The sequence below is a fragment of the Pseudomonas putida genome (assembly GCF_028682455.1).
Classification (GTDB): Bacteria; Pseudomonadota; Gammaproteobacteria; order Pseudomonadales; family Pseudomonadaceae; genus Aquipseudomonas; species Aquipseudomonas putida_AA.
Map to the genome: position 1 here is coordinate 624,167 of NZ_JANHLD010000002.1, position 25,369 is coordinate 649,535.

The 25,369-nt window shown below is 55.5% G+C and carries 23 protein-coding genes; 1 reads left to right on the plus strand and 22 read right to left on the minus strand.

Going from position 1 to position 25,369, the window contains the following annotated elements; translation table 11 throughout:
- Position 1: 1 nt before the first annotated feature.
- The 5 genes from NPS58_RS13540 to NPS58_RS13560 form a co-directional block, all read right to left on the minus strand.
- Complete coding sequence (locus NPS58_RS13540) at positions 2 to 1,876, minus strand: helix-turn-helix domain-containing protein (RefSeq protein WP_274115862.1); 1,875 nt, start codon at positions 1,874 to 1,876, stop codon at positions 2 to 4.
- Positions 1,869 to 2,492: a hypothetical protein gene (locus NPS58_RS13545; protein ID WP_274115863.1), complete on the minus strand. Its 624-nt coding sequence runs from the start codon at positions 2,490 to 2,492 to the stop codon at positions 1,869 to 1,871. The genes NPS58_RS13540 and NPS58_RS13545 overlap by 8 nt, the downstream gene beginning before the upstream one ends.
- Before the next feature lie 733 nt (positions 2,493 to 3,225).
- Complete coding sequence (locus NPS58_RS13550) at positions 3,226 to 4,131, minus strand: sterol desaturase family protein (RefSeq protein WP_274115864.1); 906 nt, start codon at positions 4,129 to 4,131, stop codon at positions 3,226 to 3,228.
- Positions 4,132 to 4,158: 27 nt separating this feature from the next.
- On the minus strand, positions 4,159 to 4,584 hold the full coding sequence (locus NPS58_RS13555; RefSeq protein WP_274115865.1) for a hypothetical protein: 426 nt from the start codon (positions 4,582 to 4,584) through the stop codon (positions 4,159 to 4,161).
- 77 nt (positions 4,585 to 4,661) lie between these two features.
- Positions 4,662 to 5,759, minus strand: coding sequence for a 2Fe-2S iron-sulfur cluster binding domain-containing protein (locus tag NPS58_RS13560; protein ID WP_274115866.1), 1,098 nt, complete (start codon positions 5,757 to 5,759; stop codon positions 4,662 to 4,664).
- Positions 5,760 to 5,902: 143 nt separating this feature from the next.
- Between NPS58_RS13560 and NPS58_RS13565 the strand changes: the two genes are divergently transcribed.
- Positions 5,903 to 6,811 carry a LysR substrate-binding domain-containing protein gene (locus NPS58_RS13565; RefSeq protein WP_274115867.1) on the plus strand — a complete coding sequence of 303 codons (909 nt, stop codon included), beginning with the start codon at positions 5,903 to 5,905 and terminating at the stop codon, positions 6,809 to 6,811.
- An 88-nt stretch (positions 6,812 to 6,899) separates the two neighbouring features.
- On the opposite strand, the gene NPS58_RS13570 is transcribed toward NPS58_RS13565, so the two are convergent.
- The 17 genes from NPS58_RS13570 to NPS58_RS13650 all read right to left on the minus strand — a co-directional run bounded on the left by NPS58_RS13570 (position 6,900) and on the right by NPS58_RS13650 (position 25,329).
- The gene (locus NPS58_RS13570; RefSeq protein WP_274115868.1) at positions 6,900 to 8,324 is read right to left on the minus strand and encodes an aldehyde dehydrogenase family protein; all 1,425 of its coding nucleotides are present in this window, start codon (positions 8,322 to 8,324) and stop codon (positions 6,900 to 6,902) included.
- 78 nt (positions 8,325 to 8,402) lie between these two features.
- On the minus strand, positions 8,403 to 9,377 hold the full coding sequence (locus NPS58_RS13575) for a WD40/YVTN/BNR-like repeat-containing protein (protein ID WP_274115869.1): 975 nt from the start codon (positions 9,375 to 9,377) through the stop codon (positions 8,403 to 8,405).
- Positions 9,378 to 9,385: 8 nt separating this feature from the next.
- Entirely contained in the window at positions 9,386 to 11,746 is a 2,361-nt protein-coding gene (locus NPS58_RS13580; RefSeq protein ID WP_274115870.1) for an efflux RND transporter permease subunit, read from the minus strand.
- A gap of 63 nt (positions 11,747 to 11,809) precedes the next feature.
- A complete protein-coding gene (locus NPS58_RS13585) occupies positions 11,810 to 13,255 on the minus strand; it encodes a DUF1302 domain-containing protein (RefSeq protein WP_425313068.1) in 1,446 nt (481 codons plus the stop codon).
- Complete coding sequence (locus NPS58_RS13590) at positions 13,252 to 13,653, minus strand: DUF1302 family protein (RefSeq protein WP_274115871.1); 402 nt, start codon at positions 13,651 to 13,653, stop codon at positions 13,252 to 13,254. Before NPS58_RS13590 ends, NPS58_RS13585 begins: the two co-directional genes overlap by 4 nt.
- A 30-nt stretch (positions 13,654 to 13,683) precedes the next feature.
- Positions 13,684 to 15,048, minus strand: a complete 1,365-nt coding sequence (locus NPS58_RS13595; RefSeq protein ID WP_274115872.1) for a DUF1329 domain-containing protein — start codon at positions 15,046 to 15,048, stop codon at positions 13,684 to 13,686.
- A 116-nt stretch (positions 15,049 to 15,164) separates the two neighbouring features.
- A complete protein-coding gene (locus NPS58_RS13600) occupies positions 15,165 to 15,605 on the minus strand; it encodes a c-type cytochrome (RefSeq protein WP_274115873.1) in 441 nt (146 codons plus the stop codon).
- 185 nt (positions 15,606 to 15,790) lie between these two features.
- The gene (locus NPS58_RS13605) at positions 15,791 to 16,303 is read right to left on the minus strand and encodes a cytochrome C (RefSeq protein WP_274115874.1); all 513 of its coding nucleotides are present in this window, start codon (positions 16,301 to 16,303) and stop codon (positions 15,791 to 15,793) included.
- Between the two features lie 52 nt (positions 16,304 to 16,355).
- Positions 16,356 to 16,874, minus strand: a complete 519-nt coding sequence (locus NPS58_RS13610) for a methylamine dehydrogenase light chain (RefSeq protein ID WP_274115875.1) — start codon at positions 16,872 to 16,874, stop codon at positions 16,356 to 16,358.
- Positions 16,875 to 16,892: 18 nt separating this feature from the next.
- A complete protein-coding gene (mauD, locus tag NPS58_RS13615; RefSeq protein WP_274115876.1) occupies positions 16,893 to 17,501 on the minus strand; it encodes a methylamine dehydrogenase accessory protein MauD in 609 nt (202 codons plus the stop codon).
- A gap of 3 nt (positions 17,502 to 17,504) precedes the next feature.
- Positions 17,505 to 18,044 (minus strand): MauE/DoxX family redox-associated membrane protein, encoded by a 540-nt coding sequence (locus tag NPS58_RS13620; protein WP_274115877.1) that lies wholly within the window; start codon positions 18,042 to 18,044, stop codon positions 17,505 to 17,507.
- Between the two features lie 13 nt (positions 18,045 to 18,057).
- The gene (locus NPS58_RS13625; protein ID WP_274115878.1) at positions 18,058 to 19,206 is read right to left on the minus strand and encodes an amine dehydrogenase large subunit; all 1,149 of its coding nucleotides are present in this window, start codon (positions 19,204 to 19,206) and stop codon (positions 18,058 to 18,060) included.
- 115 nt (positions 19,207 to 19,321) lie between these two features.
- Positions 19,322 to 19,813: a hypothetical protein gene (locus tag NPS58_RS13630; protein ID WP_274115879.1), complete on the minus strand. Its 492-nt coding sequence runs from the start codon at positions 19,811 to 19,813 to the stop codon at positions 19,322 to 19,324.
- A gap of 165 nt (positions 19,814 to 19,978) precedes the next feature.
- Positions 19,979 to 21,004 (minus strand): AraC-like transcriptional regulator QhpR, encoded by a 1,026-nt coding sequence (gene qhpR / locus NPS58_RS13635; RefSeq protein ID WP_274115880.1) that lies wholly within the window; start codon positions 21,002 to 21,004, stop codon positions 19,979 to 19,981.
- Positions 21,005 to 21,179: 175 nt separating this feature from the next.
- On the minus strand, positions 21,180 to 22,442 hold the full coding sequence (locus tag NPS58_RS13640; protein ID WP_274115881.1) for a toxin VasX: 1,263 nt from the start codon (positions 22,440 to 22,442) through the stop codon (positions 21,180 to 21,182).
- Positions 22,442 to 23,320 (minus strand): DUF4123 domain-containing protein, encoded by an 879-nt coding sequence (locus tag NPS58_RS13645; protein ID WP_274115882.1) that lies wholly within the window; start codon positions 23,318 to 23,320, stop codon positions 22,442 to 22,444. The genes NPS58_RS13640 and NPS58_RS13645 overlap by 1 nt, the downstream gene beginning before the upstream one ends.
- Positions 23,317 to 25,329 (minus strand): type VI secretion system tip protein VgrG, encoded by a 2,013-nt coding sequence (locus NPS58_RS13650; RefSeq protein WP_274115883.1) that lies wholly within the window; start codon positions 25,327 to 25,329, stop codon positions 23,317 to 23,319. Before NPS58_RS13650 ends, NPS58_RS13645 begins: the two co-directional genes overlap by 4 nt.
- Positions 25,330 to 25,369: the final 40 nt, after the last annotated feature.

Consider the following 25,369-nt stretch of genomic DNA (forward strand, 5'->3'; position numbering starts at 1 on the left):
TTCAAAAAGTGAAAACTTTAAATAACTTTGCTCTGTCGACTTGTGATTGCGATGTCGGGCGAGGCATTTCTTCCTCGACAGACGAGCCTGCTGAAACCATGCCAGTATTTTTGTAAAGATTCGTCGCGCTCTCTCGAGTCATTTTGTTACCTTTCAATTGAAACCTACGGACAGCTTCTGTGAATGACTCATTTTCCATAAAACGGAATTGTCTGTCCTTCACGGCCTTTGAAATCTCGGTCTGTAATTTGTAGCTGTGTGGCGTGATTGAGTAAGGTGGCGGCGGTGTCAGCACACCTATAAATGCACCAGACTCATCAAGCAAATTGATCGAAGATACATCTCTACGAGAGTATTCGATGATCATTTTCCGCCCCGCCGAATTACTCCGCAATACGTCCGGATTTCGGTATTTCTGGTAAGCAAAGTTAATGAACGCGCCCCCATATTTGGCATTTGACTGCACGGTCTTTGGCTCGCGAACTCTCGTAAACGCTGCCTCATTTTTATAACGGGTAGGCAGCGTGTTCGGCGGCAACGCCCTTGCCTCCATACGCATGAGGAACAAGTCCAATGGGGTATGGCCTTGGATTGACGCGTGCGGCCGACCGTTATAGTCAGAGATCACAATGTCTATGGCACTTTCTAGCTCTTCTAGAGACAGCAACATCTTCAAAGGATTTTTGGACTTTGGCGATAAACGTGCCTTGATCTCGTCTGTGGATTCACCACCCGTGGTACCAATTATTTTGTGAGAAAAATTTTGCACCAAATAGAGAAAAAAACGCTCCACAATAGGTCGGTCATTGGGCGTGTGCGGTCTGCCGAACTCCACCACACAGCCAAGCTTATCGTTTAGCACCTCAATCACATGCTTCGCCTTATGCGCCCAAGCATTATCCAGTTTTAGTGTGGACCAGGTTTGCCACGCCCCCGAACTTTCTGAGGGGAACCCCCCTTCATCGCGATAACGGGTATCAGGAATATTCAGGGGTGGTCGAGCGTGTGGGCTCAGGGCTCGATAAATCGCCGTAAGCAAGTCGACTTGATCATAGTTATGACCCAGTGCTAATGAATAGCCCAACACGCATCTTGAAAACTTTTCGATCAGGCAAATTATCCAGAGCCTGAGAATTTCATATTCAACAGGCTCTCCATAGGCATCCATTTCGCGAATAACCAAGCGAAGATCCAATTTGTGTCCGTCTGCTTCAACTTGCTCCAAGATGTCCGATGGATCAATATCTCGGCTGCCCTCGTTAGCTTGCGAGGACATCAGTTCTTGCTCCGCTTTCAATTCTCGATGTTTATCCTGCAGCCACCTCCTAAGCCCGCTTATACCTTCGGTCTTTTGATTTAATGGGTATTCTTGCTCAGTGACTCCAGCCTCGATACACTTGCGTATGAACGCTTTATGAACCGCTATAAAGTAGTCGCCGCCAGATTTCCTGGGTTTATATTTGCGAGCTTGCGCTTTCAGCCAATCATCCACATCTGGATGTTGCTCAACGAAATGAGTGAAAGAACCGGAATACCCTTGGGTAGCGGAGGAACCGGACTGAGCTGTCCGATTATATTTTCTTTCACCACTTCGCTTATAAGGTATTGCGGCCACCCAGCCAGCGGGACTTCCGGATTTGTCCAGCGCTTCGCATTTGTCAATGACTCGATAGAGCGTTGAGCGGGGTATGCCGTATTTTTCTTGAATTTCTTCTAGTGATGCACCTTCCTTCAGGAACGCCCGGATGGCTTTAATGCGATTCTCCGTCGGACCTCGAAGGTCATCCGACAAGACAGTTAAGTCAACCGCACGCCACTTATCACAATCGTAACCTTCTCGTTCGCGTTCGGACCTAGAAAATCGTTGATCACTCATCCTGAGCATCTCCATAGCCTAATTGGGATGCCCCACTTAATTTTGTCGAACTCAAATTCTTGACGTTCAATCGGCTCTTTCTGACCAACTCGAACACCAAAGCTGCGCTCTTTTCGCCAAAATCCTGCTCAACCGCCTGCATAGCGCTGCTCACCGTAAGTCCATGCCTTGGGAGGAGCTTCATCACTTCACGAAGATTGCGCTCAGTCAGTGCATCTCTCTGCTTGTTGATATAGGAAAGCATGAGTAGGTAGTTTTCATAGCGGGTACGTTCAGATTTGAGGAAGTCAGTACCTAAAATTTCGCAGAGAAAGCCGTTATCGTCGGCATAACTCTGAACTTCAACGGTCGTGCAGGTGCCAAGGCATGGCTTGGACACCACAATGATTGACGCGTGGTTATTTTCGAAGGCGAGCGCGATCGGAATTCTAACTTTGGCCAATTCGATGAAACGCTGGTTCACGCTCAGATCGCTCACCCAAGGATCAAATTCCACCTCGGCGAATCGCCACAGGGTGGGTCGGCAGAACAAGCTGACCTTTTCGTTTTGCTTATGACTGAACACCACGAATTCTGGGGCGCCCGCCGGTCTTGAGGGATGGGAAAGTGGGTCCATTGCCTGCCTTTTTTTACTAATATCTTTAAAATCATGATGTTACACAGTTTCGAAATTGCACATAAACTCGAAAGTTTCATAATTAGATAAGAATTATGGACGGCAGATGGCTAGTAATTATATCTTATGAGAATATTAAATATATTTTTTACTCCTAAAAAAGCAGGCACCCCAGAGGTTTTTATAAACCATCTTCGATTTATAACTGGATTCTATTAGAAATGCTTAGCTGAGATCGTCAAATACGATGGATGCATGTCAAATGCTGAGTTTCAAATTTTGAAAGTCTCGAATTTTCGAAGTCGCAAGGATGGCAGGAAAAAATGATACCGAGAGATCAATAGCTTAGATGGCCGCCTTGATTACCCCCCCTTCGCTTGGTTACTTAAATGGGATAATCGCGGCATACATCGCTTTGATGTCGATAGTTGATGGAGCACCTTCGTACGAAAACCGCTCTGCCTTTCCTGCTGCAACAAGGCCATCGGAATGGTTCAACCTTCCGAAATTTGCGCTCTGGCACGTTGGGGAAAACGAAGCTGGCAACATATCGATAAAAACACAGGGACGCGGAAATACGGAAATTAAAGAGATGTTGGACGGCTAACAAAAGGGCCGCGAGCAGCCCCTATTGTACCCAAATCAAATCACAGGTCATCTTCCTCGGTAACGCAGCCTGGAAACCCAGTTATGGTCGCAAAAGCAGCAGCCTCATGTCCTTCTGAAACTTTGATTAGGCCGATACCGCAATGGCCTGTCCACTGGCGGTAATGATCACCGCCGCTGCGCTCGCCAGTTCTGCTTCAGAATAGTTGCGCAACTGAACGGGTGCTGGTTGCTTCGATTTCATCTGCAAACCGAAGAACGGCCACCATAGCTGTTCATACCAAGGCTCAACCTTGACCCCGACAGGTAAACCGTAGGCGTCTTGTCGTTTGTGGGGGGTTCCCATACTGGTGCCATGGACGTGATCCCAGAATACGAACAAATTGGCGTAGTTGGCCGATGCATTGCCATAGCGACCAAGACCGTGATGTACATGATGGTAGTCTTGCAGCACAAAGATCTTTTCCAACATGTTCAGTAAGACGCGACCAGCCCCCGCACGACGTAACCACAAGTCCCAGCGTGTACCGCTGTGTTGCAGGTAAAGAATCACCAGCTTGAGCGACAGCATCGCCATCGAAGCCTCGGTGGCACCGAGGAAATACAGCAGCGCAGTACTCATGGTATTGGGGATCAGCAGATAAAAGATCCAATTGTTGCGCAGGGTCGCCAATACATTGAGATGGGTCGGGGTGTGGTGTGGTTTGTGTAACCGCCATGCCCACTTCAAGGTATGCCCGAGACGATGCACCCAATAGTTTCCATAGTCGTCCAACAGGATGGCGACTGCAAAGACCAACAGCGGATTGACACTGGCGAGCACCCCTTGGCCGGTGGGTATCAGCCACATCAACAGATAGTTCACCGCTGCGAACTGCCCTGCCCGCACGGCAAATAACGTGAGAATACTCAACAGACTGGTGCCCAGTTCGTTCATGGTGAACATGCGCGGTTTTTTAAATTCGCCACTGACAATATCCATCAACAACAGCAGCACAAAAGCGCTCAAGACGATTTTTATGTCCAGCGTCATGGTGTAGCCCTCTTTTTGTTTGAAGCCTCAGTTGACCGACACTTGGTCCCTTTCAGGACCGCCCTCGACAAAAAACACTGGTTTGCCAACTGCAGGCGGATTGACGCTGATAAACACCGGAACGCTACCGGCTACTCCGGCGAGATCCTTGCTACCCCCACTGAAGACGAAATGGCCGCGCTGCTGCCACTCACCATTGGCCGCAAACACTTTCTGGAAGTGGGCGTAAACCTTGCCGCCCCCAATAGAGGTGAACTCGCAATCAGCGAAACCATCCACCAGCTTTTTGCCGGAGTAGATATCGATGCCATTGCAGCCGGCGTAGAAGCGCACTTCCCTACCCTGGACCAGCATTTTTCCGGCGCCTTCAGCGAAAAAGCTCATGTTCGACTTGCCATCCGCGGCGCCGACTTCAGCGTGATGCTTAATCACTGCTCCCAGATCGAAACTCACTGTCGACTCCGCAGCGAGGGCCTGAGTGGAAGCAGCCAAAATGGTAGCCACTAGAAACAGTCGAGGGTTAAGGATTGTCATTGTTTTTCCTCATCGGTTGGCAGGGTGCTGCGGTCAAGAAAGCGGTCGAAGTGGATGTGTTGCTCGTCCACCTCCCCATGCAGTCTGTTCAAGATTGAATCAATCATCAGTGGAGGCCCGCACAGGTAAAAGGAGCTGTCCGCCAGGCTGGAGTAATTTGCGAGGTGCTCACCGCAGTATCCGGTGAGACCAGGCCACGCCGAATCTGCCGGCAATGCCGAAAGCACGGGGACGAACAACAGCCGCCCTGGCCCGGGCCATGACGTCTCCAAGGCCTTGAGTGCGTCCAGGCAATAAAGATCAGCCTCGCTGCGTGCGCCGAAGAATAAGGTCACGTCCGGCCCAGCTTGACGTTGAAGCAGGTCCTCTAGGATGGCCTTGATGGGCGCCAGGCCACTGCCACCGGCGACACAAACCATCGGCCGCTGATCCGCTCGATGGGCGAAGTCGCCCAATGGCCCGGTCAGACTGATGGACTGGCCACAGCGATCAGCAGTGAATAACCATTCGGTGAACGCGCCGCCCGGTACTCGCCGTACATGGAAAGATACTTGTTGTTGGCCGCCGATCCGGGGCGCCTCGGCAAAGGAATAGCAACGGGGGTGGTCGGCCAACTCGGGATGGCCTGGAACGCTGAGCTGCGCGTATTGCCCGGCGGTGTAGCTCAGCGATGACTCGAGGTCGATGACCAAATGACAAATATCGTGATTCAGTTTTTCGCAGGAGCGGATACGCCCCCCGATAGTAAACAGGGTCATGCCCTCATCCGAGGGTGACAATCCTGGCACCACCATTTCGACATCGCTGAGGGCGACACTCTGGCAAGCCAACAGGTAACCACGTGCAAGAGCCTGGCCGTCGACGTGTTGGGAGATGTCCTTTTTCAAACGCACCCTGCCCCTCACCAATCGGCAACGGCAGGAACCGCAGTCGCCTACCAAGCATAAATGAGGGATTTTGATGCCTTGACGCAAACAGGCTTTGAGCAGGCTTTCACCTTCGCGCAAGCTGGCCCGTTTTTCAGTGCCCGACACGGTCAGGCATAAATCGTTGTGCGCCTCAATGGCGGCTTCGATGGCGACTTGAGTGGTCATGGCGAAGTACCTCTTGTTCTTGTTTTTGTCTGTGGAGAAACGGTACGACTTACGCCAAACCAATAAAAATGGATAATTACTAAGTCTGATATATCGCCAACTGATATCGTCGCTACTTTGTTCGTTCAAAGAGGAGCTGTACGGTGAATCTGCGCAGTGTGGATCTCAACCTATTGACCGTTTTCGACGCCATCATGGCCGAGCAGAATCTGTCCCGGGCAGCGGACCGAATCGGCATGAGCCAGCCGGCGATCAGTAATGCACTGTCGCGCCTGCGCCATGTATTCAAGGACGATTTGTTCATTCGCACGGGCCACGGCATGCGGGCTACTCTACGAGCCCAAGAACTTGCGACGCCGATACGCAAGATTCTCGACATGGTCATGACGACCCTGACCCAAGGTGCGGATTTCGATTACACCTCGAGCACGCGTGCGTTCAATCTAGTGCTCTCGGACTACGGCGAGGTGGTACTGCTGTCGCCTCTGATGCGTTGGCTCGATGCGATCGGTGCCAATGTGCAGATCAACGTCGAAACGTACATGCAGCGTGACCTGAAGGAGAAGATGCGTTACGGCAAGATCGACTTGTGCCTATGGGCAGAGCCCATGCCAAGCGACGCATTCGACAGCCAACTGCTGCTGTCTGAGGAGCTTTACTCCATGGTGCGTCGCGACCATCCCTTGGTGAGCAATCGACTTACCCTGGAGCAGTATGTGACGCTCAAGCATCTGGTATTGGAATGGCGTGACACCGAAAACCCGCGTCCGGTCGAGCGTCATCTTCAAAGGCTAGGGCTGAGCCGGGAGCTCTATTTGCACGTCCACAGCTTTTTCAGCATGCCGTGGATTGTCGCTGGCAGTGATGTGGTTTGCACCATGCCCTCGCGCATGGCCAAGACATTCTCCGAGTTGCACCAGCTCAAATGTTTCAAAACCCCGCTCGAAGGACTGGAGGTGCCGATTTACCTGAGCTGGCATCGCAGCGTTGAAGAAGATCCGGCGCATCGCTGGTTGCGCAACGGGATCGCTTTGATCTGCGAGCGACTGTAAGGAGAGCTCAATGCTTCACAAGGCGGGTTCCGTTACACCACCAGTTTCCTGTTATCGGGTCGGCCAGAAGTGAAGTCCAGTTCCAAAATTACGATTGACGAATTGAAACTGTCTGGGAGTTTGTGTACTCCATGAGCCCATCTATACCATTCTCCACACCCAGCCCCGACTGTTTATGACCACCGAGGGGCGTATAGGGAGTCAGCACATGGATCTCGTTGACCCATACCTTGCCGGTTTGAAGGCGAAGCGCAATGCTCGTAGCCAGCTCCACATCCTTGCTCCACACCGAACCGCCCAAACCGTATTCGCTGCTGTTGGCACGCGCGACAACCTCATCAATATCCCGGTACTTCAATACTGGAAGAATCGGTCCAAATGGCTCTTCGCTGACGACTCTCGAATCATCAGGAGGGTTGTCGACAAGAGTGATCGGGAAGAAATAACCTCGTCCCTGTGGGACCTCTCCCCCCAGCAATACTCGTTGATCTTGATCGCGAATATCGGTCAGTAGATCTTTCAAACGCTGGAACTGCAGAGCATTCTGAACCGGACCCAACTGGGAATCGGGTAGGCTGCCATCTCCGATTCTGACCGTACGGGCATAGGAAACAAGCGCCTGGACGAGTGGCTCATAGATGTCCTCATGGATGAATAATCGTTTGATCGCCAGGCAAAACTGACCACTGTTGCTGAATGCTCCCCAGAACAATTTTTCAGCGGTTTGAACGATGTCAACATCCGGCAGTACGATTGCCGCATCATTACCCCCTAGCTCCAGTGTAATGCGCTTGATGTTCCGTGATCCGCTTTCCATTACGCGACGCCCAGTAGCGGTAGAGCCAGTAAATGAAATCTTATCGATCTGCGGGTGGGCGGTCAGCCAGGGCCCGAGGTTGTCTCCGCCGCTGACAACGTTCACTACACCAGGGGGCAACAGTTGGTTGATCAATTCCCCGAGTTTGAGTGCTGTAAGGGGGGTGAAAGGAGAAGGTTTCAATACGACGGTGTTTCCGGCGACCAAGGCAGGTGCCAGCTTCCATGCGGCCAGTAGTACTGGGAAATTCCAAGGGACGATCGCGCCAACAACACCGATCGGAACACGGCGAGTCTTTACCAGATGCTCTGGGCTGTCCTCGATGATCGTCTCGGTAGGTGCCACTCTCGCGAACTCCTGGAACCACGCTACAGACGCACCTATTTCGTAACGCGCATAGTCCAACGTCTTGCCTTGCTCACGCGTCAGTAACTGGGCAAAGCCTTCCAGATTTTCAAGAACCCTTTCACCAATTGCCCGGACCAGCGCTTGGCGTTCTTCAAGGGGTTTCGCCGCCCAATCAGGGAAAGCTCGCCGTGCTGCCCCGACGGCACTGTCAAGTTGATCAGCACTGGCGTCAGGTACTAGCGCAATGATGTCTTCGGTGGCTGGATTGATCACCTCGATGCGGCAATCACTGGCTATGGTCTGACCATCGATGGTCATCAAGTATTGAGACGTGAAATCAATGCTCATGCAGGCTCCTAAAATTATTGTTTGTCCAGCGCAGTAAAAATGAGTCAGCCAATTGGTGTCGTTGGTACCACCTGTAATTCACTTAAATGAAACCAGGTCTTGTGTCGCCACGCCCACGGCCCCAAACACCATCAACGACCCATCATCCGCTGACGCCAGGGCTGCAAGGTTCTGACGGTCAGTTCGTATTTCGGTATGGAATCGTTGCGTGCCAGCATTGGCGATACTCACCAGTCCGCCATTCCCTACCAGCGCGACGCGTCCATCTTTCAACTGGGTCACGGCAGTGATTGATTCACGACTGTGGCTATCCACCTCATGCCAGGAGTCGCCATTGTCCGCACTGACCAGCACCCTGCCGCTCATGCCAACCAGCACGACACGTTCGTCACGTAGTACCGTGCCGCTCCACAGCGAGCCACTTGCACCAGTGTCCAGTGACTCCCATGAGCTGCCGTTATCACGTGAGCGGTAGGCGGTCCCCTTCTCTGCCGCGATGAACAGACTGCCTTGGGGCCCAGGGAAAATTTGGTTGAGATGGTAGTCATCGCCATCGGCGCTTACATTCAGGCGCTGCCAGCTTTGGCCGCCGTCATGGGTCTCGCTGGCGTAGCCATAAGCCCCCGTGACGATGCCGTGCCGGGTGTCCCCGAACCAGACCGATAACAGAACCGGCTCTCCTTCTAGCCGTTGCTGCAAAGTCCAGTTTTCGCCACCATCGCGGGTATGCAACAGCACCCCGCCATGACCCACGGCCCAACCATTTTGCGCATCGACGAAAGTCACCGCAGTCAGCAGGGTGTCAACTGGCACGGTGGCTGCCTGCCGCCAGTTTCTGCCATCCATACGCACCACTATTCCGTGATCCCCTACTGCAACCAAATTGTCACCAGCATGCGTTACTGCGACCAGCGGGGTTTGTTCCGCGTGCGCCAGACGCATGGCCGAGACATTCCCGGCGGCGTGGCAGTTGAGTACTTGGCTGCCTCCGGCGAGCAAGGCAGCGACTGCCAGCCAACGTAACGGAGTGAAGTTTTTCCTGGTCATTTTCATGCCCCCGATCAATGCGCTAACAGGGGCGCACGTACCGGCCCCTTACGTGGAATCAACACATCCAGCATCACCGCTATTGCTGGCAGCAAAGTAATTGCCATCAGCATGTTGACCATGAACATAAAGGTGAGCAGCAGTCCCATGTCGGCCTGGAATTTCAGCGCCGAAAAAGACCATGTAGCAACGCCAATCGACAGCGTGATGGCGGTGAAAATGGTGGCCACACCGACCTCGCGTAGGGCGAGCTTGAAGGCCGTGACGATGTCCTTGCCCTCGGCCAGGTGAAGCTGCAGACGGTTATAGATATAAAACGCATAATCCACGCCGATACCGACGGCGAGGACCATCACCGGCAGCGTGGCGACGGTCAGGCCGATGTCCAGCGACTTCATGAAGCAATAGCCGAGGAATGTCGCCAGGGTAAGCGGCACACAACAGGCGACCATCGCCCGCCAGTCGCGATACACCAGAAAGACCAGCAGCACGATGGTCAGATAGACGTAGAGCATCATTGGCAATTCGGAGGTTTCGACGATTTCGTTGGTGGCGGCTTGAACCCCAGCGTTGCCACTGGCCAGTCGCACGGTAACGCCTTCCATTGGGTGCTCCATCCGGTACTGCTGTACGGCCGCGACCACAGTTTTCAAAGTGGTAGCCTTATGGTCCTTCAGATACAGGTTGATCGGCAGGATGGTGCAATCGGCGTTATACAGGCGCAGGGCCTCGGGTACTTGGCGCACCGCTTCGCCAATGCTCAATTCGTCAACTGGCAGCGCTGCCCATTTTGGATTGCCTTCATTGACGCCCGAAGCCGAAAGCTTGGTCAGGGCGGGCAGCGACTGTGCCGACAGAACACCGGGTACATTAGCCAGGAACCAGGTCAGGCGATCGGTGTAAGCCATGACGGCATGCTGGTAGCAGCCGTTTTTCGGCGTTTCCACCACCACAGTAAACAGATCAAGCCCCAATCCGAAATGGCTGACCACGCTTTCGACGTCCAGGTTGTAGCGCGAATCGCTGTGCAACTCGGGTGCACCCGGCAACACATGCCCAACATGCCGCCCCTGACTTTGCCAAACGGCCACACCCAGCAACATCAGGCACAGAATTGAGCCAATCGCTGCATTTCGGGTTTCAGCCAGACGCCCCAGTTTGCTCATAATGTCATCGCGCCAGGCCTGCAGACGTTTGACTCGGTCGACATACCCGGCATTGAAATGAAAGAAACTGGCCAGCACTGGCAGCATGATGAGGTTGGTGATGATCTTGTAGGCCACGCCTACCGAAGCGGTGATAGCCAGTTCGCGAATCATTGGGATCGGCACAAGCACCAGGGTTGCGAAGCCAACGAAAGCAGTGATCAACGCTAACGTGCCTGGCACCAACAAACCGCTGAAGCTGCGGCGCGCAGCGGTCATTGCGTCGGCACCATTGCAAACTTCCTTGGATATGAAGTTGACCTGTTGCACGCCGTGGGACACACCAATGGCGAACACGAGGAACGGCACCAGAATCGCCAGTGGATCAAGTCCGAACCCAAGCAAGGTGATGGTGCCAAACTGCCAAATCACCGATACCAACGAGCAGCACAACGGCAAGAAAGTCAGCACCCAGGAGCGCGTATACCAATAGACGGCAGCCAACGTCAGCAGAAAGGCTAACGCAAAGAAGCCCATGACACTGGTTGCACCCGCTCCAATATCGCCCATCTGTTTGGCAAAACCGATGATTTGCACATCGTAGTCAGCATCGGCGAACTTGGACCTGACTTCGCTTTCCAGTCGTTTGCTGAACTCCAGGTAATCCAGCCGTTTACCGGTCTGCGGGTCGGGATCAGCAAGTTCAGCCACCACCATGGCACCAGAGTAGTCATTGGCCACCAGGCTGCCGACAAAGCCGCCAATGATGGTGCGCTCGCGTATACCAACGATGGCCCGATCATCCAAGGTGCCAACTGTGACGTCGCCACCGACCACATCCTCGGCCTTCATGCCCTCCTCTGTAATCTGCACTGCGCGGGTGTTGGGGGTCCACAACGAAGTGACCGTACGCCGGTCGATACCGGGCATGAAAAACATTGTCTGGGTCAAGTCATACAGTCGGGTCATGGCCGGCTTGTTCCAGATATCACCCTTTTTCGCGTGTAGCACCACGATGACGCGGTTGGCGCCGAACAGCACATCCCGGTATTTGTTGAAGGTTTGGATAAATTCATGTTGCTGTGGCAACTGTTTGTCGAAACCAGCCGACATGCGCAACTGAGAGGCGAAACCGGCCATCACCAGCGTCACTAATGCCAGCACTGCCAATGTCGACAGACGACGTCGAAAAAAGAATTGCTCGAGACCGAGCACCAGAGAAGCCAGCATGTGAGTCTTCCTGAAAAACGGAAATGATCTTCCCTCCATCGAGCGTGGAGGGAAGGCACGACATCAGAACGAGTAGGAAATGTTGCCGCTCAAAAAATCACGGTCAGCCATCAGGTTGTTATCCCCGCCGCCCCAGAACTGAACCCATTGGACGCCGCCTTTCCAGCGATCGCGGTAGTTGAACAACACGCCTGTGGTCAGCGACTTGCGCCCCTCTACGAATGGCAAGGCATTGGGAGAGGTGCCATTCACGTCATGCGCGAAATCCAGTTGAGGTGTCACCGTGATTCCGGTGCCAAACACGTTTGGATAATTGATGCCGAACTCGCTCACGTAGCCCCATGAGGTTTTGTCCGGCAGCGAATAATCCGGCAGGAAGTAAGGTGTCTCTCCCGAGGTATCCAGGCCGGGGTAATAAGTGACCACAGCCTCGGTCAGGAGGAAACCGTCGGACGCACCCAGACTGGTCGGAATGAAGCCAAGCGTGTCGTTGGCTGAAAAGGTGTAGATGGCATTGAGATGAGCCTGCCATTTCTTTTCTTCAACGAAGCCCTTACTGGTTCCGGTGTCAAACACGCTGAAGCGATTGAATTGCCCGGTGAACGCAGAACCGAACGGTACAGTCGGGTCAATGCCCACACTGTCATTGGGTCGATAGGACAACTCAGCGCCGACGGCAACCGGGCCGACCATGGTGTTCATCGACAAGCCGAACAGGTCTTTATCTTCGCCATAATTGACGAAGAAATTGTCGACCCGCAGGTTGTCCGGATCAGACACTGCGGTGTAGCCGATAAAGGGCAGCTTGTCGTGATAGCGCTCGTAGAACAGACCGAACTCCGTACCGATATCTTCCGCTGTCCAGCGCAGCGCGAGTCCGTACTGGCCGCTGTTCCTGGCTTCGCGCTCGCCGGCATAGGGAATCGCCAGGCCGTTGGCAACCAGAGTCGGGTCATCCAGGCCGCTGATCGATGGCTCGCCGCAGTGACCGGTGGGCGTCAGTCCCGCACAAGTACCCGGACCCAGGATGCCATCTACGTAACTGCTGGAGTAGTAAAGCGTCCGGTGGCCTTTGCCGATTAGATCGATATTGGAGAAGTACGTGCCTACCGGATCAAGGTCATAGGCATTCCACTTGAACTGGTAATACGCCTCGAGATTGAGGTTATCCGTCAAACCAAGGTTGAACGACGCCATTGGTGCCGGAACGAATACCTCTTTCAACTGAGTGCCGGGGGTATGGTATTTCGGCAGGCTCAGTGCGTTGATCTGATTGATGCCTCCAGTGACGAAGATTTCCTCGCCCCAACTGATCACTTGATTACCGACCTTGACCTTGGCCGGCATGTCGCCAACATCGAAGCTCTTGGCCACCCATAGATCGAGCAGGTCCATGCGTTCGTCAGCGTCATCATCGATATCGGTGCGCCGCGTGTCATCCATCTTAAAATCCTTGGCCCAGCTCACCCGACCAAGTGCGCTCCAGCCATCACCGAACTTCAGGCTCAATTCATGAGTGCCCTTGATGACACTGGAGAAGACATCGTGTTTGTTGTAATTGAGGTCACCATCGTCGGCATTGGTGTAACTGATGTCGGCGTTGGCGTAGCCGTTTCAGCCTTGCTCAGGTTGTAGTAGTTCCCCAACCCGGTGCTGGTGCCGTCGTTGCAACCGCCGCTGTCGCCTCCCAGCAGATGGCAATCGCGCGACTGCATGCGTGAGGACATGCCATAAGACAGGGTCGAGTCGAAACTGCCGGACAATCCATCGTCGGAGCCGAAACGCATGGCATGGCTGTCCGACATCCACATCAGGCTTGAAGCTGCCATTACTGCAAGTGCAAGATGATTTTTTGCGCGAGCGAAGCCCGGCGCGGCTGAAGCCGCACCTTTTTTATTGTTGTGCATAGCTCTTCCTTACGAGGACGTTACCGCTGCTTAACGTTCACCGCGCCGACGCAGTTCATTGGAGTTGAACAACTTGTCACTGACCCGTCCTTCCAGTCCGGCCGTCAGATCCAATATCTCGCCTTCCTGGGTAAAGTTGTCGGCGATGTAGCGGTGGGCAGTCAGGTCGTAGCTGGTGTATTCGAACCCGGTGCACGACTGGGTCTGCGGGTTGGCCCAAAGGCTGCCTTCCTGGACACGCCAGAGATTGCCTTTGGCGTCGTACATGTCCACGTGCAAGAGGGTCCAACTGTCTTCGTCGACAAAGAACACTCGCTTGGCGAAGGAGTGACGCTTGTCTGCTTTCACCGTGGCTTCGACTACCCAGACACGATGCTGTTCATAACGTTGCACATCGCGATTGAGGTAGTCCTGGCCAATCAGATCTGCGTACTTGTTACGCTTGTCGATCAACTTGTAGGAGTTGTACGGCACCAGCATTTCTTTCTTGCCGATCAGCTTGAAGTCGTAGCGGTCCATAGCCCCAGTGAACATGTTGATCTGGTCGACGAAGTACAGGCTGTCGGTGCCGGCAATCGGATTGTCGTAAGCAAACGACGGTGCGCGACGGACCCGGCGCTGGCCGGGAAAATAAATCCAGGAGTCCTGCGGCTTGTCGAGATAACCGTGCACAAGGTACATCTCCCCGGCGCGCGAGGACGGTGAAAGCACGTCGTACAGGAGTTTGGCTTCGATTCCACCTGTATCCGCAGGGCTCTTCACTGCGGGATCGTTGTAAGGATAGAACTCGCTAGCCCATTGTTTGAACTCGGACAGTTCCCCGCTCTTTTCACGCACCAGCAACGAAATCTGGGCGCGACGCCCCACGGCCATATAGCGTAGCTTGTAGTTCCACATCACCTCGATGCCGGTCTGTGGCACCGGGAACGGGATCGCTGCCCCTACAGCCTGTTCCAGGTTCCAGCCGTCACTGCCGATCTTGCTCTGTCCGGCGAATTCCTTGGTGCGCTGGGCGATTTGGGCCGGAAAGGTGCAACTGCGATGTGTCGGGTACACATCCAAGCGATAGCCCGGATACTGTTTGATCAGGGCGGCCTGCCCGGCTGGCAGTAAGGCCTGATATTGCACCAGGTTCTTGCTGTCCACCGAGTAGAGGGGCTTGTCGGATCCATACGGGTCGCCGTGTCCCGGCTGCCAACCGGCCGGTGCCTGGGTCAGGCCACCATTCCAGGCCGGGATTGATCCGCTGGCATTGCCGGACTTCTCCGCGCCGAACGGCGTTAGGTCACCGCCCAGCCTAGCCAGGTCAGCCGAGGTTGCAGCCTGTACAGTGCTCACACTGAACAGCGCTATGAGCGCGCTGCCAAGCAAAGATTTCTTAAACGGAGTCATCATGCGTTGCTCTCCCATTGAAATTATTGTGCAGGAGTAACTCCACCGCTTCGCGGTGGTGTGCATTACGGATCAGGCGTAATTCGGCAAGCTCTCGGATGGGCCGCCGAGGAACATGTTCATGACTGGCTGCCTTGTCGTTGCAGGAAACAAACCACAGACTGACGTTCATCTGTATTGTGCAGACCACCGAATCCCATTGCGGTACCCGGCAGGAAACTCATCGGAGCGTTGAGAAAACCATTAAGCTTTTCCGCGTCCCACTTGAATCCCGCCTGCTCCAGTGTCGGGCTGTAAGCGAAACCCTCGGCGCTGCCAACTTTTCTGCCAAACACACCATCCAGTCGTGGTCCAACCTTGTGCTCACTCAGCGAATGACATGCACTGCAACGGGTTTCAAACACCTTTTGCCCCGGGGCCGGGTCGCAGACAGCGGCAGCTTGCGCGCTGAAACTTGATAAAGACAGCCATGCCCCACCCAGTACTGGTAGCAGATGACGAATGAAAGCTCCCCTCAGGAACTCGCGCCTGACTCCCCCACGACTCTCATCACCGGCCATACACCCTCCCCTCATTTTCATTGTTATCGGACGAGGGGCATACCTCCCGTGACGTCTAGTGTCGACGAGGGAAATCGCATGCCGGCCTCGTGTGAACAAATTAACAACGCCGCCGCAGACTAGCTTGCCAACGCACGTCAGAGTTCATGACAGCGGACGTCAAGTATTGAAAACCAACTGCTGTATCAGGGCCGCGTAACAACGTCGTCGATAGCGATGCCCTGGGTGCGCATTTGGGCAATCAGGTCCGCGCGAGTCTGTGGAAGACTCAACATCGGTTGTTTGCGAAGTGCGGCGACTTCCTCGGTCGAGTAGGGTTTGACATCCACCGGACGGCTGGCTCCAGCCATGCCATCCTCGCGCAACATCCAATTGAGCAAGGCAGCGGTCTGCGCATCGCTCAAGGCTGATTGGGAAACACCTGGGACCTGGACCAGAAACTCACGCCCTCCCTGTACACGGAGAAAGTTTCCGACAAAATTTGCCAGGCGCGGCGTGTCATTGGCCTTGGACCCTTCACCACTGTTGCGATGACAACCGGAACATTGCAGCTCGTAATTCACCGCCGGGCTGTAACCCGCTTCGGCGATGGGTGTTTGCGCCACCTCGTTGCCCGGAGCGGGTTTCTGGCCCGGACTAGGGACAGCCCGGGCATGACAAAGCGTGGTTGCGAATGCGAGCGTCAGGCCGATAAGCATCAGCAGGTGCCTGGCAGCCATTCTTGGCCTGTTCAGCCCCTGTCCAGTCCGACTACACGACACCTTGCACCAACGTAATCGTGCAGTTGTAGACCGAGGAAGTCGCTCCCAGACACCAGTTGATGTCATTGTTACTGAACGGCCGGTACATCGGTTCTTCACTGTCGTTACGGTTGCAAGCGCATTGGTTGCAACTCTGTTTGCCGCAGCAGTCGGTGTAGGAAATGATGTAGTCCTTGCCGTCCGCCGGATTGCGACAGGTGCCGACCCACGCTATTTGGGAGACTTCGGTCCCGGGTGGGCAAGTGTTCACCGAACCACCGCAACAGCTGCACAGAAAGCCGTCAATCGAACAGTAGCGCCAGTAGTCACAGGTGGTGGGATCGCCCGGATCGCCCGCAACGCCGGATTGGCCCGCAAGAGCCTTTGAAGTGCGGTCGATTGGCAGCAACAAAGGCAATGCTGCTCCCACCACCATCCAGGAACCAATGCGCGAAAGTGCCTGCCGACGCGAGGTGACATCGGCCATGCGACGTGTCGAGCGCTCGAACAGCAAATCAAGTAGTTTCATCGCGATTACTCCGGCTTTTTATTGTTGTGCGTTGGCGGCGTGAGCATTCCCGTGCAGGAAGTCCTGCAAGGAGGAAACACCCATGTGCTCGGCTTCGAACAGGCTGTCGAGGTGTTCGCGCGAGTTCACCAGCCCTTTGGCGCGCAGAATGCCGCCCTTATCGATCAGGGCCACATACGGCAACTTGCCAATCTGGTAGGTCATGCCGGCTTCCGGTCCGACCACATACGTTGCACCTTCAAGATTGAACCCTGTGATCAGGGCTTCTTGCGCAACAGGATCGCCATCGCTCACATAGATAACATCGAGATCGTCCGCTCGTTGCCTGGACACGGACTTGATCGCAGGCAAAAGGGACTTGCATATCGGGCACGTCGGAGAAAGGAAGAACAGCAACTGAGACTTCTCCCCTGCATAACCAAAATTAACCGGTCTGCCTTCACGGTCTGCGACGGTAAGCTTGGGTGCCTGCGAATTAACCGCCACGCCCTTGTCGATCATCAGCGCGCCAGCCGGGGCCACGCGAGCGTGCAACACACCGATCTGTCGTACGAGGCCCATGAGCACAAATGCCAGGGCCAGCATCAGGCACCAAAGCAATAGATTGGAAACAATCAGGGTTTGCATAATTCACCGTCCAATTAGTTTGAGCAGGCGCGGGGCGTTGGCCATCAGGCCGTCCGCCGCGACATACAGCAGCAGCGTCACCGCTGCTGAAGAAATAATCACGACACTGTCGAAGTGCCCGATCGACCGCGCTTGCGGTTCAGCGGCGGCCAGCAGTGATAATGCGATCAGCAGCGCACTGCGGAGCAATAACACCGGACGCAATGGCTGCATCTGGCCAGGACCGGCGCAACCACAGTCGATATCGCGACGCCCACGCCAAAGATTCACACCAATTGCCGTGGCGTAGATCGCCATCAATAGGGCCGCCAGCAATGCCGCGATCAAGCGGGTCTGCGGAACCAGCAGGCCCAGCGCAACCGCCATTTCGAACAACGGCAGCAATCGGGCAAACGGCTTCACCATTGACTCGGACAACAGCCCGTAGTCGGCGACCTGGGCGACAAACCACCGGGGCGAGCGAAACTTGTGGGTGGCCGCGTTGGCGAGGATGACCGTCATTGCCAAGGAGCTAGCGAAGACGAGTATTGGGTCGAGTTGCATGCGGTCTCTCCCCTTAGTGGCTCAGAATCAAGGTCGCAGTCTTTGCGACGTTGTCCATAGTGCCGGTGTGTTTGCCACTGTTGAGATCAAAAACCTCTATGCCGCCCGCGATATTGGTACCGAGCAACAACGGGCTTTGGTCAGTGGTGGCGTGCACGCTCCAGACAGGGTTGGGCGATTCCAGAACACCGATTTTCTTCTGCGTTTTGAGATCGTAAACCCAGATGGTTTGGCTCGGGTCCTGCCAGTTGAGCGGCTTATGATCGGGGTGCATCATCACGTAAAAGCGATCCAGGGCCGGGGCGACCGCTATCGACTGCAAGCCTCCAGGTGCCCAGCCGGATTTTTTTTCCTGCTCATCGACCAACGACCAGGTCGGTAGTACCTTTGGTGTTGCTCCGGACAGGTCGACCGCGTGTACTACGCCGCTGGTGGTGACGAAATAATAGGTCTCACCCGATACTGCGGCGCGCTCCACCAACGGATCTTCATTAGGGCTGAAGAATGGCGTCTGGGTCCGCGACTTTTCCTTGCCGTCCTCATTCAGCGTGACCACCTGTAGTTTGCCGTTACCGCACAGTGAGGCGAAACCGCGCTTGCCGACTGGGTAACTGAGAATGCAGCCAGGGGTGGCAATTTCACTGAGCACCTTGCGCGTCTGCGTATCGACAACAGTGACCGACGTCGAGGGCGTCAGGTTGTAGATATAGGCCAAGCGGTCGTCGCTGCTAAGCCCTAGAGAAAACCGCTCGGTAAGCGTCGACGCACGCTTGGCCGGAATCTCTACTTCCCAGCTTGGCGCCAGAGTGGAACTGTCCCAAGCAGTGAGTACGTCCGTCCGGGTACCGCGGGTGTATCGCGAGTAAAACGTGTCGGCGCTGTAGATGGTCTTGCCGTCGTGCGCCAACACGATTGGCGCGGCCCCGCCGGTACTGAGCATACCAAGCATGCGCTTGGCATCAGGATCGATTACGACGACGCGGGAAACGACCAGATTGTCGAACTCGATAACATTCACATAACTGCGATGCGGTTCTGGCGGGAATGGAAGGACGGCATGACCGGCAGTTTCTTCCGCCAACTGCGCCTGAACATTGGTGATGCCAAGTAACGACACGCTCAGTGCCAACGCGGTGCAGGCAGCACCCAGAGTTATTCGCATGGGACACTCCTTCTTGTGTTCTTTAGGCAAATCAAAAGGGGTGGCAATCCACTGGTGGCCGAGTGTGCCCGGGTAACCAGCTCTCGCCGCGGGACTAGCACGTTGCGCATGTCCATCAGAGGGCCTCACTACCACCTTCGACGAAAAACGCCATCCCACTCTCACCGGTTTTCAGCACACTGGCGTAGACAGGAACTGCACCCGTCACTGTGGCGAAGTCCTGCGTACCGCCACTGAAGACGAAATGCCCACGCTGATGCCATTGGCCATTGGCATCGAATACTTTCTGGAAATGGGCATAGACAGTGCCAGCCCCGGAAGACTTCAGTTCACAATCGGCCATCCCATCAGCAACCTTGTCGCCGGCATAGATATCGGTACCGCTGCATGCAATGGAGAAATGCAAAGTTTTGCCTTCCACCTGCATGCGCCCAGCACCCTCGGCGAAGAAACTGACGTTGGCCTTTCCATCGGGACTGCCGATGACCCCGTGATGCTTGACCACAGCGCCAAGGTCAAAGACAACTTTTGGCGGTGCTGCAAACGAAGGGGCGGACAGCCCGGTCAGCGTTGCCAGCGACATCAGGCAAATTATTGTTTTTTTCAATTGTTCTTCCTCGGGATATAGACGTGCACACACCACACAGCACACACCGCGCCTGTAAAAAGACGCGAGCGGTCGCTATATGTGAGTGGCGGGCCGGGGAAGGAGACTAACAGTGGGGTCGTGTGCGGGCTTGCCCGAAGGTGTCAAATTGATTGACCGTGTACGTCAGGCCAGACGTGGATCACTCGCGAGGTGATGTGCCTGTTTGCGATACTGCTGCGGCGTCAGTCGGGTCCAACGCCGAAATGCGCGACTGAATGAACTGGTTTCTGCATAGCCAAGCAACAACGCAATTTCTGTGAGGCTGTAATCGTTTCGCGCAACGTAGTCGGCCGCGAGCGATCGACGTACCTCTTCAACCATCTGACTGAATTCAACCTGATGATCGGACAGCCGTCGCTGCAAGGTCCGAGGACCAATGCCCATGCTGTTTGCCACTTGTTCGAGACTGGCACCGCCGCTGCTCAGACTGCTTGCAATATGGTGTCCCAGTCGACTAAGCAAATGAGTGGCGGCTGCCCGGCACTTGCGCTGGGCTTCGAGAAATGGCTCGAGCGCTTGGAACAGGCGGGGGTCGGCAGTACATACCGGCATGTCAAGTATGTCGCGAGAGAAGTACAGGCGATTGTCCGGTTGGCTGAAGTGCACGGCGCATGAAAAAGCCTCGCGGTATTGCGCCTGATCGACTGGCGCATGATGTTCGAAGTTCACCCGTACAGGCATCAATAGGGGATTACGCGTGACTTCACGCAATACACTGAGCGCGGCACCAATCGAAAACTCGGCGTCCTGACGACGCTGCACAATGCAGGGATCAGTGATCTGATACATCACAAGGACATGCTTGCCATCGTCTTCCACCGACAGATTTGTAGCCTGGGTGAACACCACGATGAAATGGCTCAGGCAGCGCAACACCAGATCCATGGTTGGTGCGCTACGTATGGCATGACCATAGGCACCAAAGACACTGCTGTCAGTCTGCAGACCGGTTTGCAGGCCAATCGAAGGCGACACCCTGGCCCCAAGCAATTCCCATAACGCCACATACTGCGCCACCGGAATCTCGGCCTCCGGGGTATACAGAATATGTTCGTCCAAGCCGGCCTCGGCCAGGTATGGCGCAAAAAGCTCTTTATGTCGCCGGAAAAAATTCTCGGCGAAGATCGTGTGAGTATTGAATTTCGACATACTGGACAGCGCCGACCACCCAAGCCCGAAAGGTCATGGCGGTTCTTATCGTTATGTAAAGGCCATGACTGGGAGCCATTGCCTGACCAATCGCCATCCTAGAGACTCAGAAACATTTTGCAATATAATCCCGATTTCCGGCTCACCGGGAGTCAAGGACCAAGCGCGTCACGCTTCAAACTATCAGCCCCAGATGCGTGGCGCGGGCCACCGCTTGAGTCCTGCTCGAAACACCCAGCTTGGCGTTGATTTTTTGCGCATGGCTTTTCACTGTATGCAGTGATAAGTGCAACTCCCCGGCAATCTGCTGGTTGGACAATCCCTGGGCAATCATTTCCAGTACAGTCAGCTCTCGACGGCTCAACAAAATGGCATTGGGTTCGATCATTGAGTCGCCACCCGAAAGCATGAGCTCGGGATATCGCGCGTGGAAGGCACTTTCGAGGTGGTTCAAGCCCAGTTGGCGTGACAATGCTTGCCCTTTTTTCAACGCGTACCTGGCCATGTTTAGCTGACCATCCGTGTAGTTTGCTTGGGCAAGGCATAACCACACCTCACAAAGTAGTCCCCAGCGCTTCTGTGCCTGCGCGTTCTCGCACATAGCATTCAGTTGATCAATGACATTGTGCCCTCCCGCCTGTCGAGCCTGTAGAAGTAACAACTCCATGTGAGGCAACAGCTCAGGATTGCCAATAGGTGGTTTGCAAGCGTCGCCAGCACGATATTGTGTCAGGCACTGCACCAGGGCTTCTTCAATCGCCGCCTTGAAGGGGACGCCAGGCTCTGTGGCCTGGGTCGGCAACTTAGTGCTGGTAAAGACTGGCGGCGTTTCACCGGTGATGAGGATGTCGGCCACGCGTTTGCCCAGCTCGGTAAGCTCATCGCCGTGATCGACCTGGCCGCTCACGCAATACGTCGGCAAATCCACTTCGCGCATCCATTGGCGCTGCCCGGGCGCGCTGCTGCGCATCAACTCGCACATACGCCAGGTCCACTGCACGGGCGAGTACGCGATACGCAGATGGCTGCGCCGAGAATAGAGCAGGTACGGCTGGGTTTCGCCAGGATTGTGGCGCACATCCTGATTCAACTGGGCGTCAGTCCATGGGTGCCGGGTGAAATACTCGCCGCTGACCTGGTACTCATGGAAGGTCTGCTCGACACTGTTCCATACATAGACCCAGCCATCGCGCAGTTGGCGCAGGGTGTAACTGCGGGTTTTCAGCTCGGGTGACTGGCGTGGCCAGTCGCGGGGAAGCGCATGCGGGCCCTGGCTGCTGCCTTTTACTTCGGGGGATTCGTCCAGGGCATAGCGCACCGGGAAGATCGCCACCTGCGCCTGTTGCCAAGGGCACTGCCCCCTGCCGATAGGCGCGTTGGTGAATTGCTGGTTACGCCGGGCCTGTTTCAGTTCGGCTTCTGTTGCGGGCTTGTGCATCACGCGTCCTCGTTCAATTCAAGCGCCAGGCCGTCACGTTCCATCTGCTGGATACGCAGCTCTGTTGCGAGTCTGTGTGCGTCTGGCGTGCGAGCCAGCCATTGCTGATAAGGGGCATCCAAGCGCGAAGTGAAGTCATCACCCCAGCGCAAACTGAATTCGACCCAGATCGCAACGCTGCGCTCGCTGCCAAGGCCCCAGGCTTGCGCTTGATCCAGGCGCTCGTTGAACCAGCGGTTCAGCTGACCTTTATCAACACGCGCCAAATGTCGGGGATGGTCCTTTTCAAGGCTTCGGTACAGTTGCTCGATGAGCTTCCAGCGTGCCGCCTGATCGAGTGCGCTCAGTTGCCCTTCTCCCAGCCTGCCGAGGCTATCAACCCACCCGGGTTGGGCTGCTTGACGAGCAAAGCTTCGCCACACAGGCAGCTCGGAACGCTCCCAGGCATGGGGGGATTGCGGAACGTGCCAAGTGCTTATCGGCCCAAGCACAGCATCCAGGTGTGCACCCTGATAGCTGTCGAGCCAATGGTGTGTCACCAGCGGGTCGGCAAAACGCAGCAAGCCGTTACCCCCTAGTACATCAGGCGGGTCGATGAAGCGGCGCAGGTGGTCGGCGACGTTGCTCATCGAGGCGTCACTGTGCAGCAGACTTGCATCAGCTTGCCGGGTGGCATTGTCGAGTGTTTCGTCGACAAGGTTTGCCGAGCCGTGGATCGAGACCAGGATGGGCCCCAGATCGTGCAACGGAGCCCAGCGCGTCTTCAGGTACAACGGCTCGATTTCGAGCACCTCAGTGCGCTGATACAACGCTGACAACGCATCGGGGCGCAAGACGCCATCAATCAGCAGGTAGTTGGCCGAGCTGACGCTACTCATGACAGACCTTCCTGCGCGGCGCGCTCACAGATTTCGCAGCGCGGGGTGGCCCGCAGCAATGCCTTGCGTTGAGCCGACTCCAATAGCTTCGGCGCTGGCAGCGGTTCAAGCATGCCTGGCAGCAATGGCGCCGCTGCAGTGCCGGCAGCAGGTGCGCCACCGAGCTGAATCTCAGTACTGCTGAAGATGCCACCCGGGCCAATGACGATGTGCTGGCCACCGCCTTTCAAGGTGATGCTGACGCCAGCGTCGAGAATCAGGTTGGCCCCCGCCTTGAGGTGCACCTGCTGGCCCGCCTCGGCGACCAGTGTTTGGCCTATACGGGTGTGACTGCTCTGAGCGACCTGCAAGTAATCGTTGGATTTGAGGTTGACCTTGCGATCAGCGGTGACGGTGCGCTGGTCTTGCGCCTCCAGCACCGCAATGCTGTTGCCCTTGATGGTTTCCTGGCGCACATTACCGACTTCCAATCGGCTGTCATGCTCGATTTTCTGCGCCAGGTCACGCTGGGCGCGAAGGTAGATCAACTCCTGTCCGGCACGGTCTTCAATCGACAGTTCGTTGTAGCCGCCATTGGCGGGGGAACTGCTGCTGCGCAACACGGTTTTGGTCTTGTGCTCGGGCAAGGAGTACGGCGGCGCGTTGACTTTGTTGGCCACGCAACCGGTAATCAACGGATTGTCGGGGTTGCCCTCCAGGTAGGTCACCAGCACTTCCATGCCGACACGCGGAATGGTCACGACGCCGAAGCCTTCGCCAGCCCAGTTCGAAGCAACTCGCAGCCAGCAACTGCTCTTGTCGCTGTTCAGCCCGGCCCTGTCCCAGTTGAACTCGACTTTTACCCGCCCATACTTATCACAGTGGATTTCTTCCCCTTGCGGCCCCGTCACCCGGGCGGTCTGGCTGACCAGCAGCGAGGGACGGGAAAGCAGTGGCGGACGGTAAAACACATCCCAGGGAATCGCCCTGAAGGTGTTGCGATAACCTTGGGTAAATCCGTCGTCCGGCTTGGCGTCGCTGGTGACGGACTCTTCAAGCACTTGCGGTTGCTTGCCTTCATGCTCCACGCCGAGCAGCAGCCACAGGTCGTTGCAGGCCGCCCGGGGGTGATCGGTCAGCTTGAGGAAATGGCCGCTGCGTAGCATCGGCTGGTTGCTTTTCGCCTGGGCCAACTGGTAATCGCTACGATGGCGCTCCAGCGCTTGTTTGGCCAGTTGCTTGCCGATTTTCTCGCGCTCAAAGCACAGCGGATAACGATAGTCTTCAAGTTCAGGCGCGAATTCGGCAGCGAACTGACTCTCCAACACCAGGTTTGGGCGCTCAAAGTCATAGTGCCGACGGGTGGTGGTGCTGGTGCGGGTGCTGAAGCGCACGGCGAAGTGACTGACCACCGGATGCTCAGCCACCATGCCAGTGTCTTGCTGGTAAGGCGTCTCGCCCAGCTTCGGAAAGTAAGTCTGATCGTCGGTAAAGACCAGATGATGGCCGTCCAGACTGTGCTGGTGGTGCCAGGCAATCCCGTCTTCGCTGCACAGGCGCTGGATGAAGGCAAAATCGCTTTCGCCATATTGCGTGCAATATTCACGTTCGGGGCTGGTGCTGACATGGAAGCTGAAGGCATCGGCCAGAATCCCATGGCCCTTAAGCACCTGAGCGACGATCTGCGGTACCGTCAGTTGCTGGAAAATCCGCTGGTTGTAGCTGAACTGCAGGTAATGCAGCGCGGGCACCAGGGTCAGGAGGTAACGGGTCAGGCGTTTGCCGGCCTCCCCCACGAGAACGTTTTCAATACGTCCATGCAGGCCTTCACCATTGTGCCCGAAGCGCAGAAACGCGGGTTGACCGAGCAGGCTCTCCAGATCGAAGTCCGGGTACTCGCTGACCAGCTCAATCTCGATCGAATAGAGGGTGCTGATGGCTTCGGGGCCGGCAAAGGCCAGTACCTTGAAGTCATTGCGCACCGTGGGGATCAGTAGCTCAAAGTGTGCGGTATTGGTCGAAGCGAACATGGCGTTACCCTTGACAAGCGCATGGGCCGAGGCCCATGCG